Consider the following 19,692-nt stretch of genomic DNA (forward strand, 5'->3'; position numbering starts at 1 on the left):
GTGAAAAAGAGATGAAAAAAAACTATTTTGCCAGCATCATCCTGTCATTGGCGAACTCTCCGCCGCTGGCTTCCTCGAATTTTCTAAGGAGGTCTTCCACCTCCAGCCTGGCCTTTTCCTCTCCCGAAACATCATAGATGATCCGGCCTTCATGCATCATGACCAGGCGGTTTCCGATGTGGATGGCATCTTTCATGTTGTGGGTGATCATGAGGGTGGTGAGCTTCTGCTCGCCCACAATTTCCTCTGTGATTTCCAGAACCTTCTTGGCTGTCTTGGGATCGAGAGCTGCCGTGTGCTCATCGAGGAGAAGAAGCTTCGGCTTTTGAAGGGTTGCCATCAAAAGGGTGAGGGCCTGTCTCTGACCTCCGGAAAGGAGTCCTACCTTATTGGTCATCCGGTCCTGAAGCCCTAAGCCCAGCTTTTTTAAGGATTCGTGATAAAATCCTTTTTCACTGTTTTTAATTCCCCAGCTAAGGCCTCTTGTCTGTCCCCTGCGGTAAGCGAGAGCCATATTTTCCTGGATTTCCATCCCCGCAGCCGTTCCCAGCATGGGGTCCTGGAACACTCTTCCGATGTATTTGGCACGCTTATACTCCGGTTCCCTTGAAATGTTGATTCCGTCAATTTCAATCCTTCCGGAATCGATGGGATAAACACCGGCGATCATATTTAAAATGGTGGATTTTCCGGCTCCGTTTCCGCCGATCACCGTGACAAAATCCCCTTCATTCAAATGGAGGTCAATGCCGTTTAACGCTTTCTTTTCATTAATCGTATTCTTATTGAAAGTCTTTCTGACGTTTTTTATATCCAGCATGATTATACTCCTTCTGTATAAGATTTCTTAAGACGCCATTTTCTCATCATAACCGGAACGCAAAGGGCCACGGTCACGATGACAGCCGATAACAGCTTCATATCGTTGGCATCCATACCCATCCTTAAAACGAGGGCACGTATAACAAAGTAGATGACAGAGCCCACAATGGCGGAAGCCAGCTTGCTTCCAAAGGAGCGCATACGCCCCATAAGCACGTCACCGATGACAATGGCAGCCAGACCGATGACGATGGCTCCGGTTCCCATACCGATATCCGCATATTTCTGGCTCTGGCATACCAGTCCGCCTGACAGTCCCACCAGACCGTTGCTGAGGGCAAGGGCTAAAAGCTTGGTCATGTTGGTATTCACACCCTGGGCACGGATCATGGCTTCGTTGTTGCCGGTGGCGCGCATGGCGCTTCCGATTTCGGTTCCGAAAAACCAGTAAAGAAGCACGCTCACAGCAATGGCAATGCCGATTCCGATGACCAAAGATGCCGCCTGTCTGTTCATTCCTGTCATATCAATAAAATTTATAAAGATAGTTTCTGTTTTTAAAAGAGGCACATTGCTCTTTCCGCCCATGATACGCAGGTTAATGGACCATAAGCCGATCTGGGTCAAAATTCCGGCCAGGATAGCGGGAATTTCAAAGACCGTATGAAGCAGTCCGGTCACGGTTCCGGCTGCCATTCCGGCCAGTGCCGCCGCTGCCAGGGCAACCCAGGGATCTGCCTTAAAAACCAGTATCATCACGGCGCATACGCAGCCGCCCATTGCAAAGCTTCCATCTACAGTCAAATCCGCAATATCCAAAAGCTTATAAGTGATATAAACACCCAACACCATAATTCCCCACAAAACGCCCTGGGCTACTGCGTCCTGAAGGGATATCATCAAACCGCTCATCAATTGTTCCTCCAAATTATTTCTCTTTTCGCAGGCATAAATGCCTTACATAAAAAATGACTTCACCATTCTTTATGTAAAGCATCTATGGATAGCAGGCGGCAGGTCCCAGACCTCCGCCTGCTTCTCATTTATTTATTGTTTCCTATTACTTTAAGCCGGATACATCAATTCCCAGAAGCTTGGCTGTCTCTTCGTTTACGCTCAGCTTGCACTTGTCAAGAGGAAGGTATTCGATCGGCATTGTGGAAATGTCTGCGCCTTCCATCAGGATTTTAACTGCCTGCTGTCCGGTTAAGTAGCCCAGCTCATAGTAGTCGATGCCATATGTAGCAAGACCGCCGGCATTTACCATACCTTCTTCTCCGCAGATTACAGGAAGTCCGTTTTCATTGGCTACCATACCTACAGTTGCCATACCTGCTGCGATTACGTTATCGGTAGGAGTATAGATTGCATCTACCTTTCCGATCATGGAGGTAACAACGGTCTGGATTTCATTGGAGTTGGAAACGGTATACTCAACGGCTGTCATGCCTTCTTTTTCAATGGCTTCTCTTGCCATAGCTGCCTGGATCTCAGAGTTGGACTCTGCAGAACAGTAGAGGATTCCAACTGTCTTTGCATCAGGAAGAATCTGCTTTAACAGGGAGATCTGCTCTTTTACAGGAGTTAAATCAGAGGTTCCGCTCACGTTTCCGCCCGGTTTTTCATTGCTGTCAACTAAGTCAGAGCCTGCGGGATCGGTAACTGCTGTCAGTAAAACAGGGATATCGCTTGTGGCATTTGCTACAGCCTGAGCTGCTGGAGTTGCAATGGCCAGGATCAAGTCACTTTCATCGTTTACCAGCTTGCTGGCAATGGTCTGACAGGTGGACTGGTCACCGGAAGCGTTCTGCTGATCAGCCACATAGTTGAGGCCTGCGTCGTCAAGAGCCTGGATAAAGCCTTTGTTAGTGGCATCCAAAGCTGCATGCTGTACTAACTGGAGAACGCCGATTTTAAACTGCTTTCCGTCGGTGGACTTGGCTGTTTCGCTCTCTGCTGCCTTTGTTGTGGCCTCTGCCGCAGCAGTCGTGGTTGCCTCTGTAGGTGCGGGCTCCGCCGGCTTGCTGCCGCATGCGGATAAAGATAATGCCATGGCTCCGGCAAGTACCAGAGATAATACTTTTGCTGATTTTTTCATAACTTTCTCTCCTCTTTCTTTGATAAAATAGTCGGTGCGACCAACATATTTCGTATCATACTACAAAAATCCCTGCCCGTCAATTTTATTACTTTAATTTTATATGATTTTAAAGCATTAAAGTGTATTTTTGTCAAATTAGACAATTTTGACCTGCATAATATGGACTATTTTTACAAAGATTTTATATTCATATCTGATTAAATCCGATGCTGCTCAAAAAGCGCTTAAAGCCCTCCCGCCCGGCTTCGTCGCATTTATAAACTCCCGCATCTTCTAAAACCTGTTCAAATACAAGACCGGCTTCCTTTTGGATAATGTCATCCGCATTCTCCTTTGTGACGGTCCCGTATTTGGGGAGAAAGCCTTCTACCCAGTCCCCATGCTTTTCTATGGTTTCATTGGCCCTCACATCTTTGCCTTCTGCAATATAATCAGCCAGAAGCTTAAACTCCTCCTTCAGTCTGGAGGGAAGAACCGCAAGGCCCATAACCTCAATGAGGCCGATGTTTTCCTTCTTGATGTGGTGGCGTTCCTGATGGGGATGGTAAACTCCCATAGGAAATTCTTCTGTGGTGATGTTGTTTCTCAAAACCAGGTCCAGTTCATACAGCCCATCCCTCATTCTGGCAATGGGGGTGATGGTGTTGTGGGGTTCCCCGTCTGTCTCTGCAAAAACAAAGGCTTCTTCATCGGTATAGGCTCTCCAGGCTTCTAAAACCTTTGTTCCAAGATCGATCAAATCCTCAGGATTCTTGCTTCTGGTTCTTAAAACGGACATGGGCCATTTAACGATTCCGGCTTCCACGGATTCAAAGCCCTCTGCCCGGAAACAGGCTTCCATGGGGGCCTTTGCCATGGCAAAGGTGTAATTGCCTCCCTGGAAATGGTCGTGGGAGAGGATGGAGCCTCCCACAATGGGAAGATCGGCATTGGAACCCAGGAAATAGTGAGGGAACAGCTTCACAAAATCAAATAATTTCACAAAGGTTTCTCTTTCTATTTTCATGGGAATGTGCTGCCCGTTAAAAACAATGCAGTGCTCATTGTAATATACATAGGGGGAATACTGGAAGCCCCACTGGCTGTTATTCATGGTCAAACGGATGACTCTGTGGTTATTTCTGGCCGGATGGTTTGTCCTTCCTGCGTAACCCTCATTCTCCATGCAAAGCAGGCACTTGGGATAGCTGCTCTGTTTTGCAAGCTTGGCTGCGGCAATGTCTCTGGGGTCCTTTTCCGGCTTGGAAAGGTTCACCGTAATATCCAAATCGCCGTATTTGGTGGGAGCCAGCCAGTGCATGTCCTTTTTAATCCGGTATCTGCGGATGTAATCGGAATCCTGGCTCAGCTTATAATAGTATTCGGTTGCTGCCTGAGGGGACTGACTGTAAAGCTCCCAGAAACGGCCTTCCACTTCACTGGGCCTGGGCATTAAGCAGTTCATCAGCTTTGTGTCAAATAAGTCCCTGTATGTAACGGTATTCTCCTTTATCACTCCGGTTTCAAAGGCATAATCCAGCAGTTCTTCCAGCACGGCTTCCAGGATGATTTCTCCCGTATCCCCTTCCGGTTCTGTGTATTCATCCATGTTCATCACATCGAGAATCTGGTTTAGAGCATAAAAACGGTCCTGTTCTTTAATCAGTCCTGTGTCAAGTCCATACTGCACCAGCTTGTTAATCGCCTCATAAATCATTGTGCTATCCCTCCCGGTTTCTTTTTCAACTTTTATCCATCCTATTATACATTTCACAAAGGCTCAAAACAATATAATATCTTTCGCTTTATTATAATTTTTCTATGAAACCCTTAATCCGCACGATGATCATGCTGCCCAGAATGCCGATTACAAGCCCTGCTCCTGTGCCCGCTAAAAGCAGCAGAGGAAGATAAAAAAAGACCCCTGCCTGCTGAACCACAAGGGCCGCCACACAGATCTGGCCGATGTTATGTCCCACTCCGCCCAGAATGCTGATTCCGGAGATTCCAAACCAGTTTCTCTTCCTGGCAATGACCATCAAAAAAAGGCTGAGTGCCCAGCCCCCAAGGCTGTAGAGCATGCTGAACATGTTTCCAAAGGTCATGCCAGCCAAAACGATCCTGAGAAGGGAAATCACAACTGTACCCCTTATTCCAACGGTGAAAAGTCCCGCTAAAGTCACCAGATTGGCGAGGCCCAGCTTCACTCCCGGTATCCCCAGGGAAATGGGAATCAGGGTCTCTACAAAGCTGAGAACAAATGCCAGGGCAATCATCATTCCATACAATGCAGCCATATGGGCTGAGTATTTCTTTTTCATAAAGGTCTCCTTCGTTTTTCTTTCGGTTTTTATCTTATCACACTTTCATCCCTGTGTAAAAGAAAAATCCGGAAAACGGTTTTATTTTCAACAAAACCGTTTTCCGGAGCTTAACATATTGACTTATTTCTGCATTACCGGAGAATGAGGTTTAATCCACCCTTTTATCACCCCAGAAGAACACACCCACTGTACCGGGGCCCGTATGGGAACCGATGACGGTTCCGATGCTGTTTACGAGCACTTTTTCGGAAAGCCTGGGGAAGCGCTCCTCCACAAGGGAGGCCAGTTCTCTGGCGTCTTCTTCGCAGGCGGAATGAACCATAAAGCATTTTCCGTCGTAATCATTTCCATCCCTCGCATGAGCCTCCATGGTCCTGACGGTTTCCTGGATGGCTTTTTTCTTTGTGCGTATCTTCTGACGCGGAATCAGACAGCCCTGAAAATCAATATTCATGAGGGGGCAGATATTAAGTACGGTTCCAAGGAGGGCTGATGTGGCTGAAATCCTTCCGCCCCGCTTAAAGCTGGTTAAATCAGTGGAAAAGAACCAGCCATTTAAAAACAGCTTGTTTTCCTCTGCCCAATCTCTGGTCTCTTCAAAGGAAGCTCCCTTATCCCGTAAATCCGCCAGGGCATCCATTAAAAGCCCGTAGCCCACGGAAGCGGTAAGGGAATCGACAATGGCAATCTTTCTCTCCGGATATTTGGAAAGCATTTCCTCCCTGGCAACACAGGCGGAATTATGGGTTCCGGAAATGCCGGAAGAAAGGGTGACGTGCAGAATGTCCTTTCCCTCTTTTAAATAGGGCTCAAAAAAATTGCAGTATTCTTCCACGTTAACCTGAGAAGTCACAGGAGTTGCCCCCTTTGCAATCCGGTCATAAAATTCATCAAATGGGATGCTCTTTCCCAGATCATCGGGGTAGGTAACACCGTCCATTGTATAGTGAAAGCACACATAAGGAATGCGGCGCTCCTTAAAATATTCCTCTGTCATATCTGCTGTGGAACAGCAGGACAAAATAAATGAATCCATATCTGGATACCTCCTGTTGTAAATTGACTCCATTCTATCATATTTTCTTCTGAATTGGAATCATTACAGTAAATTCTGTTCCTTCATCTAATTTGGAACGGACGGAAATGGAACCCTGGTAAAAGTTTACGATGTGCTTGACAATCGAAAGCCCCAGTCCTGTTCCGCCCTGTTTCTTGCTTCTTCCCTTGTCAACCCGGTAAAACCGTTCAAATATACGGCCTAAGGATTCCTGGGGAATTCCCATGCCGTTATCTCTGACACGGATGGCCACATTCCGGTTCTCCTGCGTCACTGTCACCCACACCTGGCCTCCCGGCTTGTTGTATTTGATGGCATTGCTGATTAAGTTTCCAAAGAGTTCTTTCATCTGCTGGTCATTGGCATAAATGCCAAGGGGCTTGCAGTCTAAATGAATCGCAACTTCATAGGAATCCGCCAGAGGCTTTAAAGAAGCGATGATATCGTCAAGGAGAATGGACAGGCGCACATCGCTCTTTACCACCTCTGCCTCCTTTGCCTCTAAGCGGGATATCATCAGGATGTCGTTGATCAGATTGTTCATGTTTCCGGCTTCTTTTTTGATGCGCCTTACAAAATCCTTTTTCTGCTCCTCATCCGCGATGATGCCGCTTTCCAAAAGCTCTGCGTATCCCTGGACAGAGGTGATGGGAGTTTTCAGTTCGTGGGAAGCATTGCTGAAAAATTCCTGGCGTATCTTTTTTTCCAGTTCAAGACGGCTTAGGTATTCTTTCACATTTCCGGACATCTTCGTGATGGTTTCTGCAATGATATTGAGTTCCGGGTACTGGTAGGTCTCAAAAACCAGGTCCGCATAGTCCCCGTTCACTTTCAGCATTTCCTGGGAAATTTCATTCAGGGGCTTTGTGATGGACCCCGCAAAGTTATCTGCGGAAAAAGCGGAATACATGATTGCCACAAAAAAACTGAGCCAGACTGCCGGGAGAAGAAGGGTTAGATATTCCTTCATTCCGGTGTAGGGAGTTGCCATCCGAAGGATATAATCAGAGCTCTGGGAACGGACTGCCACGTAAAGCATGTTTTCTTTCAGAGTCTGGGAATACCGTCTGGAAGCTCCTTCCCCTCTTTCCAGGGCTTCCTTCACTTCCTCCCGGTCCAGATGGTTGACTAAAACAGAGGCATCGATATCCTCTGTGTCAGCGACCACACTTCCGTCCGTCCGGATCAGGGTAAAACGGCTTTGGTTGTCATTAAAGGTCTGTCTCAGTTCATTTATCATAGCTTCCGGGGAACCGGAGTAATCCAGCACACGGTCCATGACTCTTAAGGTATAAAGCATATCATTTCTGGAGGTCTTAAGCAGAGCGCTGCTGGAGGCAATATAAAAAATAAAGCTGCTGAGCGCCAGCACCACCAGAATGATCTGGATGAACTTGACAAAAATCGCTTTGCGCATGGGATCTCCACCTCCCTATTTTTCCGCTCCCACAAAACGGTAGCCAACACCCCGGACGGTCTTGATACAGGCACCCCCATCTTCTCCCAGCTTCTGTCTGAGGGTGCGGATGTGCATGTCCAGGGTCCTTGTTTCACCGTCGTAATCATATCCCCAGATATGGTTTAGAAGCTCGTCTCTCGTCACAACCTTGCTGTGATTTTCCATTAAATACTGGAGCAGCTCAAACTCCTTTAAAGTCAGCTCCACTTTTGTTCCCTGACAGAAAACCTCTCTGGTCTTCTTATTTAAGCTTAAGAAGGACTGCTCCAACTCATCTCCTTGAACCTGTTCTCTCACGCTGCGGCGCAGAAGGCTTCTGATTCTGGCTGCCAGCTCCATGACGCCAAAGGGCTTTGTCATATAATCGTCAGCCCCTCCGTCTAAACCTGCCACCTTATCAAATTCCCGGTCCTTTGCGGTCAGGACCATAATGGGCATATATTTAAAGGAGGCCATGCTCCGGATTCTGCGGATGGCAGACAGCCCATCCATTCCGGGAAGCATTAAATCAAACACTGCCAGGGCAGGCTTATCTGATTCAATGCCTTTTAAGGCATCTTCCGCTTTTTCAAAGGCAGAAACTTCATAGCCAAACCCTTCCAGGGCAATTTTGATCAGATCTCTGATGTTATCGTCGTCTTCAATAATATAAATCCGTTCCATAATAGCTCCCTTTCATCTCAAAAAACCGTTCTGTACAACCTTATATTTCATCTTTTACATATCCGGCAATATTATAAGCGTGATCTGAAATCCGTTCCAGATTGCTTAAGGCATCTAAGAAAATCACTCCGCTTTCCGGCTTGCAGTCCTGGGTGAAAAGGCGCTCGATGTGGTTTTCCCTCATTTCCTCTTCCAGGCTGTCCACCCGTTCTTCGCTCTGAGCCACTGCACGGGCTTCGGCCATGCTGGAATCTGCCTTGGCCTTTATGGAGTGCTCCAGAGACGCCCGGACGGCACGAAACATTTCCTTCATTTCATCCTCTGCTTTGTGGGAGAACACAATATTTCTGTCCGCTTTTATCACTGCCAGTTCAGATAAGTTTTCACAGTGATCACTGACCCGTTCAAAATCACTGACCGTATAGAAAAGATTTCTGACCTGCAGATGCTGTTCCTCATTCAAAGACAGGTTGTCTATTTTCACCAGATAGTCTGTGATGATTTTTTCGTATTCATTGATCCTCTTTTCCATCTTAAGGACCTGTGCTGCCGCCTCCCGGTCATTTGCAAGGAGAGCCTTCTCAGCAGCGTCAAAATTTTTCAAGGCGGCATATCCCATGTTTACCACTTCATGATTTACGTTTTCAATGGCAAAAGATGGGGTTTCTAAAATTCTGTCATCCAGACGGCGTTTTGCTTCTTCAATAAAATCAGAAGCTTCCTCTTCAGGCTGCCTGCCCTTTCTCACAAAAAGTCCGGAAGCCTTTACTAAAAGCCCTGAAAATGGGAATAAAATGATGGTATTGGTCACATTAAACACCGTATGGAATATGGATATTTCCACACTGCTGATGGGGGATACTGCAAGAGCCCGGTTAAACCGGAACCATAGGAACATGATCACGCCGAAGATAACGGCACCTGCCGTATTAAAAAGAAGGTGAATGACAGCCGCGCGTTTTGCAGTCTTATTGGCCCCCACACTGGAAAGCAAGGCGGTTACGCACGTTCCGATGTTCTGTCCCAGAGTGATAAAAATGGCTGACTGCCAGTTTACAATTCCGTTAAGAGCCAGAGTCTGCAAAATTCCCACAGAAGCGGAGGAGCTTTGAATGATGCCGGTCACCACAAGACCTGCCAGGATTCCAAGGAGGGGATTTCTTCCCAGAACGGCAAAAGCCCGGCTGAATACGGGGGCATCCCGGTAAGGAGTGATGGAGTCCGACATAAAGCCCAGACCGATAAAGAGAATACCGAATCCCACCAATATGATGCCCGCCTGCTTTTTTCTCTCACTTCTGGCAAAGAGGTTTAAGACCGCCCCCACGCCAACAAGGGCAGGAGCAAAGAATTCCGGCTTCAGCATTTCTCCCCATTCGTTCATGGAGACAATCCAGCTTGTGACCGTAGTTCCTATGTTGGCTCCCATTATGATGCCAACAGCCTGCTGGAGATTGATCATCCCTGCATTTACAAAGCCCACCACCATGACAGTCGTGGCGGAACTGCTCTGGATGATGGCCGTAATTCCGGTTCCCAAAAGCACTCCCATCAACCGGTTACTGGTCAAGGCTCCCAAAAGCTGCTGCATCTTGTTCCCTGCTGATTTCTGCAGTCCGTCAGCCATGGTATCCATTCCATACAGGAACATTCCAAGACCGCCGATGAACTTAAACAGCATCTGTATTCCCTCTGTTGACATAGTATCCTCCAAAGTTTTTCATAATATGACACGTTATGTAAGTAATATATCAAGTTTTTGTAAAGTTTCGTGCATATCAATGTAAAATCCGTGTAAAATTTTATCTCAATGTAAAATTTCTTTATACAGGCGGAGTACATTTCCGTAAAAAACAGCTTCTATTTCCTGTTCTTTAAAACCGGCCTTCTTCATGGCGGCCTCCAGAGCAGGAAGCTCTCCCGCGGATTTCATCTCCAGAGTCCCTTCAATTCCGTCAAAATCAGACCCAAGCCCGATACATCCGATTCCGCCCACCTGCTTCATATGCTTCATATGGGATACCATGTCTTCGATGCGGCTTACGGTCTCTTCCCCCTTCTTCCAGTCGCGAAGAAACCAGGAACAGTAGTTGATTCCTGCCACGCATCCCCGCTCTGCCATCATCCGCAGCATCTCATCGGTTAAATTCCGGGGGCAGGAGGCGATGGTTCTGGCATTGGAGTGGCTTGCGACAAAAGGCTTTTTTGTGTGTTTGAACACCTCCATGATTCCGGCATCGGACAAATGGGCCACATCAATGATCATGCCCAGGTTTTCCATCTCTTTTACGAATTCAATCCCTTTTTCTGTAAGGCCGTTTTCCTCATCGGGCTCAAAGAAGGATTCTCCGTTCTCTTCCCATATCCGGTTGGGGTAGGCCAGTTCATTTTTGTAATTCCAGGTAAGAGTCATCATCCGGACTCCCAGACGGTAAAAATTCCTCAAAAAGCTTATCTCCCCCTGGCAGACACCGCCTTCTTCTATGGTGAGCATGGCGGACATTTTCCCCGCTCTTCTGTTTCGTTCAATATCTTCATAGGAAGTCACAATTCCTATCATATCTTTATATTGTTCCAGCTCTGTATAAAATAAATCCACAAGCTTCATGCAGTATTCAAAAGGCCGTTCACACCTGCTTAAATTGGTATACAGGGCAAAGTTCTGCAGGCAGTAATCGCCTTTTTTCATGCGCTCTAAATCAATGTGGCAGTCATTTCTCAATATGGAATGTTCTTTTCCTTCTTCTTTTCTGTAAAAAAGCTCCGAGATGGTGTCACAATGCATATCCACAACCTTCATGATTTTCTGTCCTTTCCATGATCCGTCAAATTTTACCAGCACAAAAGGAGTAACCTCCAATGAGTTACTCCTTCTGTAACTATGCAAATAGTATCACCAATATGATACATTTGCAAGAAAATATTCCATTCTCAATCGCTGCGCAGGGCGTCGATGGGGTGTAAATTGGCGGCCCTTCCGGCAGGCATATAGCCAAAGAGCAGACCGATTCCCACAGACACGCTGAAGGAGACCATAACCGCCCCCGGAGTGGGCGTCACCGTCATGCCCATGAAGCTTCCGATGACCGTAGATGCCACAGAGCCCACTGCAATTCCTGCAATCCCGCCAAGGGAGCTGGTAACAGCCGCTTCAATGACAAACTGCTGCATAATGCTGCTCTTTTTCGCTCCAAGGGCCTTCCTGATTCCGATTTCCCTGGTGCGCTCTGTCACTGATACCAGCATGATGTTCATAACTCCCACTCCTGCCACCAGAAGGGAGATTCCGGCAATTCCGCCCAGCATCATGGACATCATGGCAATCATGGAGTTTAAGGAATCCAGCAGCTCACTCATGGCTGTGATCCGGTACAGGGAATCGTCTTTAAAGATTCCAAAGAGAAAGGTGTTGATGGTTTCCTTGGCCTCTGCGGTCCGTTCCATGTCAGCCGTGGCAAAGATGTAGCTGCTGATATTGGCATTATTGCTCATTTTTGCCGCAGAGCTGTAAGGAAGATAGAGCACATCATCGGAGCCGCCCGCCTCCAGTTCATCCTCGTTCTGTCTGGAAACCACACCGATGATCCGGAAAGTATTGCCGTTTATTTTTACGGTCTGGTCAATGGCCTTTTGGGCGCTTCCGTATAAGTCCCAGGCCACGTAATAGCCCACTACGCAGACCTTCTGCCTGGAGAGGATATCGGAATACTGGAGAAAGCGGCCTGCCTCCAGGGTCTGGTCCTTCATGTCCAGATACTCCTCACTCACTCCGGTTACAGCGGTGTCAGTCAGAGACTCTGTCCCCTTCTTTATGGAGGCAGACAGGGATACATTGGGGGTCATCCGGGCAAAAAGCTCCCGATTCTCTTCGTAAAACTGATACATTTCCTCCTCGGTCACAGACCTGGAGGAGAGATTGGACACATTTACATTGATCTGGTTGGTTCCCATGCTGGCAAAGCTTTCCGTCATATAGGACATCTGCCCGTTTACGAGACTCACTAAAATAATGACGGAAGCCACTCCTATGATGATTCCAAGCATGGTGAGAAAGGAACGCATCTTGTTGCTCCAGATGCTCTTTAACGCCATTTTAAAGGATTGCAGAATATTCATTTACGTCTCCATCGAAATTAATCTTGCCGTCGTGTACCCGGACCACCCGTCTGGCTTCCATGGCAACGGTGCTGTCGTGGGTAATCATAACAATGGTATTTCCTTCGTCATTCAGCTTTTTTAAGAAATCCAGAACTTCCCGGCTGGTCTTTGAGTCCAAGGCTCCTGTCGGCTCGTCGGCCAGAATCAGGGAAGGACTTCCTGCCAGGGCTCTGGCTATGGAGCCTCTTTGCTGCTGGCCGCCGGAAAGCTGGCTGGGCAGGCTTTTCCATTTGTCTTCCAGGCCCACCCGTTTCAAAGAGTCCATGGCCCGGTCTCTTCGTTCAGCCGACCCTGCCCCTGAATATAAAAGGGGCAGCTCCACATTTTCCAGGAGGGTCAGCCTGGGGAGCAGGTTATACTGCTGAAATATAAAACCGATCATCTTATTGCGTATCCGGGCCAACTGGTTATCGGACATCGCTTCAACTTCCTCGCCTCCCAGCAGATATTCCCCTGAGGTGGGAACATCCAGGGCTCCTATGATGTTCATCAGGGTGGACTTTCCGCTTCCTGACTTTCCCACAATGGCCACAAATTCTCCCCGGCCGATGGTTAAGGAAATTCCGTCGTTTGCCCGCACCTCTTCTTCTCCCATCCGGTATATTTTATAGATATCTCTCAATTCAATCAAAGGCTCTGCCACATTCTTACCTCCTGCTTCCATCAGGGACGGGAAAAACCGCCGCCGGCTGCGCCGCTTCCACGGTTTCCGCTTCCTCCGCCGCTGTTTCCTCCGCCGGTTCCCCCGCTGCCTCCTGTCCGGATTCGGACATCACCGCCGGGGCCCATGCCGCCAGGCATCATCACATTCTGGGACGAGCTTACGGTGGACTGAGCCACATAGACCTCCTGGCCTTCTTCCAGCCCTGACGTAATCTCCACATAATCCCCGCTGATCAATCCTGCGGTCACTTCAACGGCCCGGAATCCTGCGGGAATATTTCCCTGGGCCTCTTTTACGGTTTCATCCTTTACATAGACCTGATTTCCCCGTATCAGGGCGTCGGCGGGAACAGCCAGCACATCCTTGGCCTCAGCCAGAATGATCACTCCGTCCACGTTCATGCCGGGAAGCAAATCTTCCATTCCGTCATTTAGGGCCACTGTCACCGGATAATTGGTCACTCCGTTGGAGGTGGAGCTTTGCAGGCTCACATTGGTAACCGTACCGGAAAAAGTCTTTCCTTCCACTGCATCGGCTGTCACGGCCACGTTCTGGCCCACTTCAACGGATTTTACGTCCAGCTCATCCACGGACATCTCAAAGGTATAATGGGACATATCGTAAATGACCGCCAGAGTGGTGGCTCCTCCGGAGCTTTTGGCAATCTTATCCCCTGTCTTTACAGCCTTTGTGATGACCCTTCCGGAAATAGGGGCTGTAATGGTGTAGTTTCCGTATGTATCCTGGGTGCTTTCCAGTCTGCTCTTTGCCGATTCCAAAGCCTCCTGGGCCTTATCCAGGGCTTCCTTGTAGGTGCGCAGCAGCTTTTCTGCCGACTTTTCTTCCATGCGGAAAACAGGGGTTCCCTTTGACACGTAATCGCCTTCGTGAACCAGAAGGGTTCCCACCTCCACGCCGGAGGATAAATCCGCTTTCATGGTGGTTTCCAGCTTCGGTTCAAAGGCGGCCTCCATGGTGCAGACAAAGTCTCCCACCGATGCCGTGGCAGCGGTTTCTGTGGTAAGGCCTCCCGGATTGGCCGCTTCTATGGTGACATAGCGGACGATCCTGCCTCCGGTCAAAGTCACATCCATGCTGCTGACAGAGGAAATCACGCCGGGAATCTGTTCTCCTGTGTCCGTAAGGGTCAGGACAGCCCCATTTCCCGCTGCCATGGAAGCCGCCTCTCCTGACAGGAAGGGAACTTTAATCCTCATGGTCTGATCGTCATAGATGGCTGCTATTTCCGTATTGCTGCTGACCTTATCGCCTTCCTTTATGGAAAGGGACTTTATGTAGCCGTTTTCCGTGGATTTATAGGTATTTCCGCTGTAATCCTTTAAAGCTGTATTGTAATTATCCAATGCGATTTCATAGCTTTCCTGGGCCCTTTCCAGAGAATTGCTCACTGAGGTCATTTCCGATTCCATGGAGGATGTATCGATCTGGTATAAGACCTGCCCCTTTTCCACCTCATCGCCTTCTTCAAAATCCGCAGCTATGACTTCCCCTTCTGCCAGGGAAGTGATTTCATACGTATCCTTTGGGGAAATGGTTCCCGTGGAGGAGAGCTCTGACCTGATATCCTGTTTCGTCACATGGGCCGTCCTCACACTTTGGGCTTTAGCAGAGGCTTCCCTGGATTTTTTCATATTCAGCCCTGTTATGGCAGCCGCGATCACTCCAACAACGGCAATCAGCAGAAGGAGAACCCTTTTTTTCTTCGAAAATAATTTCCGGATCATCTTTTTCATTTCCTTCTCCCCTGCTAATCCTCAATATAGTCAATGACTGTCCGCGTTTCATTTCCGTCCTGATCCATTGCCGCAGTGTAGACCAGCGTCACCGAATCACCCACCCGCAAATCTCCGTAGGAGGAAAATGCGAATTGCATTTCCGTACCCGCAAGCTCATAGGTGATGCCGTCATCTAAAATAATGGCGCTTGGAGTCATTAAATCAGCAGAATTATAAACCACGTTTTGAATTTCTCCTGATACGGCGGAACGTCCGTTTTCATTTTCGGCCCCAATGGTGTAAAGCCATACGGTTTTCGACAGGCTGTGGTAATAAACCAGCACCCCATCCCCGCTTTCCAGTGCAGCAAAAACCCTGTCACTGGAATCGGAAACCGGGTCTCCGTCCATATAAACATTGGCCAGCTTGAATTTAAAGGGAAGGTAGGATTCCAGACCGCTTTCGCTTCTCACGATCTTCGGGCCCTTTAAGCTGTTATCCACCATGGTAAAGGGATTGATTTCCCCATCCTCTGTCAGCTCACAGTCCAGGCTTTTTCCAAACATGGTTCCTGATTTGGTATCGGTCTTTAACAGGTTGTAAAAGAGACTGATGCAGTCCTTCTTCTGTAAGATATCCATGGCCTCTTTATTCACGCCCTCGTTGAGCTCCAGAAAATAGTATTTGGAAAGCCTGGAGCCTGACTGGTCGCCGGTAAAATCAGAATTCACATATCCCAAAAGAGCCAGAACGCCCTTTACCCCATCCTGAAGGGTGATATATTCCTCCGGTTTAAAGTTCCCTCCCAGATACCCGTTCATCCAGCCCTGTTCTGCCGCAATGCGGATCTGTGAGGCGTATTCGTGGTTTCTTGGCACATCGGCAAAAACAGAGGTGTTACTGGTTCCGCTTACCGTGCTCCGGTAAGAAGAGGCATTGACCAGCATGGAGGCAAATTCTCCCCGTGTGACCCAGGCCCCGTCACTCGATGTATTCATAATTCCCGACAGTCCGATCACCTTTTTCTGCAAATCAAAATTAACCGCAGCCTGGGCCATCATAGGCGCGATTGCCTCTGCAGCCAGCACAACTGCCAGGGAAGCCGCTATTTTTCGTCCATTCATCAGATTTCTCCTCTCATCATTCCTATCTGCCGCTTATTTTATCAGGTTCCTATGTCCGTTTTGTGACAGTTAGCTGAAATTAGTCTGAAATGCTTTCCGGTTGCCTAAAAAGCCGGTTCAATTTATAATAACTATCAGATGCGTTCATCATAAGGGTGAGGAGATGAAAAAATTGAAAATATTGATTGTGGAAGATGAAATCAGGCTGGCCGAAGCATTGGAACAGATCATGAAGGAACAGCAATACGAGACTGATCTGGCATACGACGGAAACAAGGGCTTAAGCTGGGGCCTCTCCGGCAGCTATGATGTGATCATTCTCGATGTGATGCTTCCGGGAATGGATGGCTTTCAGGTGGTTGGAAAGCTGCGGGATGCCCATATCCAGACTCCGGTTCTCATGCTGACTGCCAGGGACGAAATCTGTGACAAGGTGAAGGGACTTGACCAGGGGGCCGATGATTATATGACAAAACCATTTGTTCCGGAGGAGCTTTTGGCCCGCATCCGTGCCCTTTCCCGCCGCCAGGGAGAAGGGGTTTCTGAGGAAATGAGATTCGGGGATTTGATCTTAAACCTGTCTGCCAACGACTTATGCTGCGGCTCCAAGTCCATTCATTTAGGCTACAAGGAGTCAGAGGTGTTAAAAATTCTCATGGGAAGCTCCGGGAAAATCATTTCCAAGGATACTCTCATATCAAGGGTATGGGGAAATGATTCCGATGCAGAGGACAATAATGTGGAGGCGTATATCTCCTTTCTGCGCAAAAAGCTGTTCTTTGTGGGCTCGTCAGTGGAAATCGGCACCATCCGCAAGGTGGGATACCGTCTGGAGGAAATGGCATGATCAAACGGCTGAAAGGGAAGTTTATCTTAATCAATATGGCTTGTGTGGTCAGCATTCTTCTCGCAGTCCTTGCCATCTTTTATTTTTCCAGCGCAAGGCGCATGGAGCGTCTGTCTGAAATAGTTCTTCTCCAGGCCATTGAACGGGACAGGATGGACCTATCCCACAACAGGGTCATATTCGGACCAAGGCCAAGGGGTGACTCCACTCCCTTCACGCCTGTCTTTGTGGTGACTTTAAATCAGGATCATTCCATTGCAAATATCCGCGAAAACAACATCACTGTCACCAAAGAGCTGGCCCAGACCCTCATCGAGCTGACAGAGGAGAAGGGACTTTTCCATGGCGTTTTAGAGGACTACTCCCTCCGTTATCTTAAAGTCAAGACCCCGGAAGGCATGAAAATCGCATTTGCAGACCAGAGCTATGAATTAAACAGTTTAAAAGCCCTGCTGGTCAACTGTCTGCTGGTTTTCTCTGTCGCGTTCATCCTGTTCCTGATTTTAAGCCTGTTTCTTTCCCGCCTGGCTTTAAAGCCGGTGGAAGTTGCCTGGAAGCAGCAAAACCAGTTTATCGCAGACGCCTCCCATGAGTTAAAGACGCCTCTCACCGTAATCCTGGCTAATTTGCAGATACTCTCCTCCCACAAGGACCAGACCATCAGGGATCAGGAAAAATGGCTGGACAATACAAGAGAGGAGGTCCGGCGGATGAAGCAGCTGGTGGAAGAGCTTCTCTTTCTGGCCCGCTCGGACGCAAAGACCGTCCAGGCAGACCATACGAAAAAAGAACCCCTGGATTTCAGCGACACGGTGCTGAATGGAGTTCTTCTCTTTGAATCGATTGCATTTGAAAATAAGGTGAATTTAAAACACGATCTGGAACCGGATATCCCTTTGGAAGGGTGTGAGGACCAGCTAAGGCAGTTGGTCACCATCCTTTTGGACAATGGGTGCAAGTATGCCGGGAAAAACGGCTCTGTATCCGTGGAATTAAAAAAAGCCTCTCACCATGCCGTCTTAAAGGTGCAAAATACGGGAGAGCTCATTTCGGCTGAAGAACAAAAGCGGATTTTCGAGCGCTTTTACCGGACGGACAAGTCCAGAGCCCGCAAAAGCGGAGGCTACGGCCTGGGACTTTCCATTGCCAAGACAATTGCAGAATACCACAAAGGAAAGATCAGCGTATCCAGCAGCCCGGAGACGGGGACGGTCTTTACCGTCACTCTGCCTCTGCCCTCGTAATTTACGGGCAGAGGCAGAGCATTTTTATGCCTTTTCAGCAGCCGAAACAGCCTCATCAAGCCAGGGAGATTCCAGATATTCGGCCATTCCTCCATCCACGGATTCGGCAATCTTGGGATCGATGGGAATTCTCGCCAATACTTCCAGCCCATGCTCCTTAGCCACCTGGTCAATATGGCTCTCTCCAAATACGGAAATCTTTTTCCCGCAGTCTGGACATGATAAATAGCTCATGTTTTCAATCAATCCAAGGATAGGAATATTCATCTTTTTCGCCATATTGACCGCCTTGGCAACGATCATGGACACCAGCTCCTGAGGAGATGTGACGATGATGATTCCGTCAAGGGGCAGGGACTGGAATACGGTTAAGGGCACGTCGCCGGTTCCCGGAGGCATATCCACAAACATGTAATCGATATTTTCCCAAAGAACCTCCTGCCAGAACTGCTTTACAACGCCTGCGACGACAGGGCCTCTCCAGATGACAGGGTCTGTTTCGTTATCGAGAATCAGGTTGGAAGATATGACTTCAATTCCCGTAGCCGTTGTGGCTGGAATCATAAGGCCGTTTGGCGTCACGCCGATGCCTGCATCCGTAACTCCCAGTGCCTTTGGAATGGAAGGGCCTGTAATATCCCCATCCAGAATGGCCGTCTTATATCCCTTGGCCTGCATGCGCACCGCCATCATGGTAGTGACCAGGGATTTTCCCACACCGCCCTTTCCGCTCACCACGCCGATGACCTTTTTCACTGTGCTGACAGGGTTTAAAGGCTCTAAAAAGCTGACCGGTTCCTCCTGTCTGCTGCCGCAGGTTTCTCCGCAGGTATTGCAGTTATGGGTACAGTTTACATCACTCATCTTCATTCCTCCTATAAAATCTCAAAATTTTCAGGCTTTCATTTTATCCCTGCCGCTGGACTTTTGCCAAGAATCTTAAAGACTCCCATGGTTTCCAAAGTCTTTGTCAGCGTGTAAAAAATCATGGAGTCAATGGGCCACATGATCAGATTCTTCAGCGCCCTTGCCGGGAGAAGAACCATGAACCCCTTTCCGTACAGTATGGACAGGCACCAGGTATTGAGCACCATGTTGCAGATCACTATGACCAGAAATTTGGTGATGAACACCCTTTTAAGGGTAATGGGCCTTTTGTAATACATGGTTCCATACATGATTCCGGATAAAATCGTCACCAGGGTAAAGCCTGGGAAAAAGGCTCCGGTGGGCTTTATCAAATATTTCAAAATATCCAGGCCTCCGGAAAACAGCCCTCCTACTGCCGGGCCGAACAAATAGGCCATCATTTCATTGGGGAGGCTGGAAAAGCCAATCCTGATGTAATTTCCCAGGTCAATGGAAAACACACGGAGGATGATCCCGATTGCGGCAAACATGGCGGCGGCGGTGATGGTTCTTACAGACTTCAGTTCTTCGTAAGAATCGGTGAACAAAGTAACGAATTTTTTCATAAAAAAAACCTCCTTTGCAGACCTCATACTACAACGGAG

18 protein-coding genes are annotated in these 19,692 nt (G+C 48.3%); 2 read left to right on the forward strand and 16 right to left on the reverse strand.

All coding sequences use genetic code 11. The features are described 5' to 3' along the window. Positions 1 to 22: 22 nt before the first annotated feature. From QM657_RS12425 to QM657_RS12490, 14 genes are all read right to left on the reverse strand, one after another. Positions 23 to 820 carry an ABC transporter ATP-binding protein gene (locus QM657_RS12425; RefSeq protein ID WP_415066989.1) on the reverse strand — a complete coding sequence of 266 codons (798 nt, stop codon included), beginning with the start codon at positions 818 to 820 and terminating at the stop codon, positions 23 to 25. A gap of 2 nt (positions 821 to 822) precedes the next feature. Beyond that, positions 823 to 1,734, reverse strand: a complete 912-nt coding sequence (locus tag QM657_RS12430; RefSeq protein ID WP_415066990.1) for an ABC transporter permease — start codon at positions 1,732 to 1,734, stop codon at positions 823 to 825. Positions 1,735 to 1,882: 148 nt separating this feature from the next. Next, positions 1,883 to 2,920 (reverse strand): ABC transporter substrate binding protein, encoded by a 1,038-nt coding sequence (locus QM657_RS12435; protein ID WP_415066991.1) that lies wholly within the window; start codon positions 2,918 to 2,920, stop codon positions 1,883 to 1,885. 190 nt (positions 2,921 to 3,110) lie between these two features. Continuing rightward, positions 3,111 to 4,619: a UDP-glucose--hexose-1-phosphate uridylyltransferase gene (gene galT, locus QM657_RS12440; protein ID WP_415066992.1), complete on the reverse strand. Its 1,509-nt coding sequence runs from the start codon at positions 4,617 to 4,619 to the stop codon at positions 3,111 to 3,113. Between the two features lie 91 nt (positions 4,620 to 4,710). After that, entirely contained in the window at positions 4,711 to 5,223 is a 513-nt protein-coding gene (locus tag QM657_RS12445; protein ID WP_415066993.1) for a Gx transporter family protein, read from the reverse strand. A 151-nt stretch (positions 5,224 to 5,374) separates the two neighbouring features. After that, positions 5,375 to 6,262, reverse strand: a complete 888-nt coding sequence (locus QM657_RS12450) for a DegV family protein (protein WP_415066994.1) — start codon at positions 6,260 to 6,262, stop codon at positions 5,375 to 5,377. Positions 6,263 to 6,299: 37 nt separating this feature from the next. Then, positions 6,300 to 7,700: an ATP-binding protein gene (locus tag QM657_RS12455; protein ID WP_415066995.1), complete on the reverse strand. Its 1,401-nt coding sequence runs from the start codon at positions 7,698 to 7,700 to the stop codon at positions 6,300 to 6,302. Between the two features lie 15 nt (positions 7,701 to 7,715). Beyond that, on the reverse strand, positions 7,716 to 8,405 hold the full coding sequence (locus QM657_RS12460; protein ID WP_415066996.1) for a response regulator transcription factor: 690 nt from the start codon (positions 8,403 to 8,405) through the stop codon (positions 7,716 to 7,718). Positions 8,406 to 8,445: 40 nt separating this feature from the next. Then, on the reverse strand, positions 8,446 to 10,107 hold the full coding sequence (locus QM657_RS12465) for a Na/Pi cotransporter family protein (protein WP_415066997.1): 1,662 nt from the start codon (positions 10,105 to 10,107) through the stop codon (positions 8,446 to 8,448). Positions 10,108 to 10,212: 105 nt separating this feature from the next. Next, positions 10,213 to 11,205, reverse strand: a complete 993-nt coding sequence (locus QM657_RS12470; RefSeq protein WP_415067087.1) for a dipeptidase — start codon at positions 11,203 to 11,205, stop codon at positions 10,213 to 10,215. 131 nt (positions 11,206 to 11,336) lie between these two features. Further along, positions 11,337 to 12,515, reverse strand: a complete 1,179-nt coding sequence (locus tag QM657_RS12475; protein WP_415067088.1) for an ABC transporter permease — start codon at positions 12,513 to 12,515, stop codon at positions 11,337 to 11,339. Continuing rightward, positions 12,499 to 13,227, reverse strand: coding sequence for an ABC transporter ATP-binding protein (locus tag QM657_RS12480; protein WP_415066998.1), 729 nt, complete (start codon positions 13,225 to 13,227; stop codon positions 12,499 to 12,501). Before QM657_RS12480 ends, QM657_RS12475 begins: the two co-directional genes overlap by 17 nt. Next, positions 13,227 to 14,981 carry an efflux RND transporter periplasmic adaptor subunit gene (locus tag QM657_RS12485; RefSeq protein WP_415066999.1) on the reverse strand — a complete coding sequence of 585 codons (1,755 nt, stop codon included), beginning with the start codon at positions 14,979 to 14,981 and terminating at the stop codon, positions 13,227 to 13,229. The genes QM657_RS12480 and QM657_RS12485 overlap by 1 nt, the downstream gene beginning before the upstream one ends. Positions 14,982 to 14,995: 14 nt before the next feature. Further along, positions 14,996 to 16,087 carry an S-layer homology domain-containing protein gene (locus QM657_RS12490; RefSeq protein ID WP_415067000.1) on the reverse strand — a complete coding sequence of 364 codons (1,092 nt, stop codon included), beginning with the start codon at positions 16,085 to 16,087 and terminating at the stop codon, positions 14,996 to 14,998. Positions 16,088 to 16,259: 172 nt separating this feature from the next. On the opposite strand from QM657_RS12490, the gene QM657_RS12495 reads away from it, so the two are divergent. Beyond that, positions 16,260 to 16,934 carry a response regulator transcription factor gene (locus QM657_RS12495; RefSeq protein ID WP_415067001.1) on the forward strand — a complete coding sequence of 225 codons (675 nt, stop codon included), beginning with the start codon at positions 16,260 to 16,262 and terminating at the stop codon, positions 16,932 to 16,934. Beyond that, entirely contained in the window at positions 16,931 to 18,178 is a 1,248-nt protein-coding gene (locus QM657_RS12500; RefSeq protein WP_415067002.1) for a sensor histidine kinase, read from the forward strand. The genes QM657_RS12495 and QM657_RS12500 overlap by 4 nt, the downstream gene beginning before the upstream one ends. 24 nt (positions 18,179 to 18,202) lie before the next feature. Here QM657_RS12500 and QM657_RS12505 read toward each other — a convergent pair whose 3' ends face one another. Together QM657_RS12505 and QM657_RS12510 are read right to left on the reverse strand one after the other, a co-directional pair. After that, entirely contained in the window at positions 18,203 to 19,042 is an 840-nt protein-coding gene (locus tag QM657_RS12505; protein ID WP_415067003.1) for a P-loop NTPase, read from the reverse strand. A 38-nt stretch (positions 19,043 to 19,080) separates the two neighbouring features. Then, the gene (locus tag QM657_RS12510; protein ID WP_415067004.1) at positions 19,081 to 19,653 is read right to left on the reverse strand and encodes a folate family ECF transporter S component; all 573 of its coding nucleotides are present in this window, start codon (positions 19,651 to 19,653) and stop codon (positions 19,081 to 19,083) included. Positions 19,654 to 19,692 lie beyond the last annotated feature (39 nt).

The sequence above is a fragment of the Lacrimispora sp. genome, from assembly GCF_047605665.1.
Classification (GTDB): domain Bacteria; phylum Bacillota; class Clostridia; order Lachnospirales; family Lachnospiraceae; genus Lacrimispora.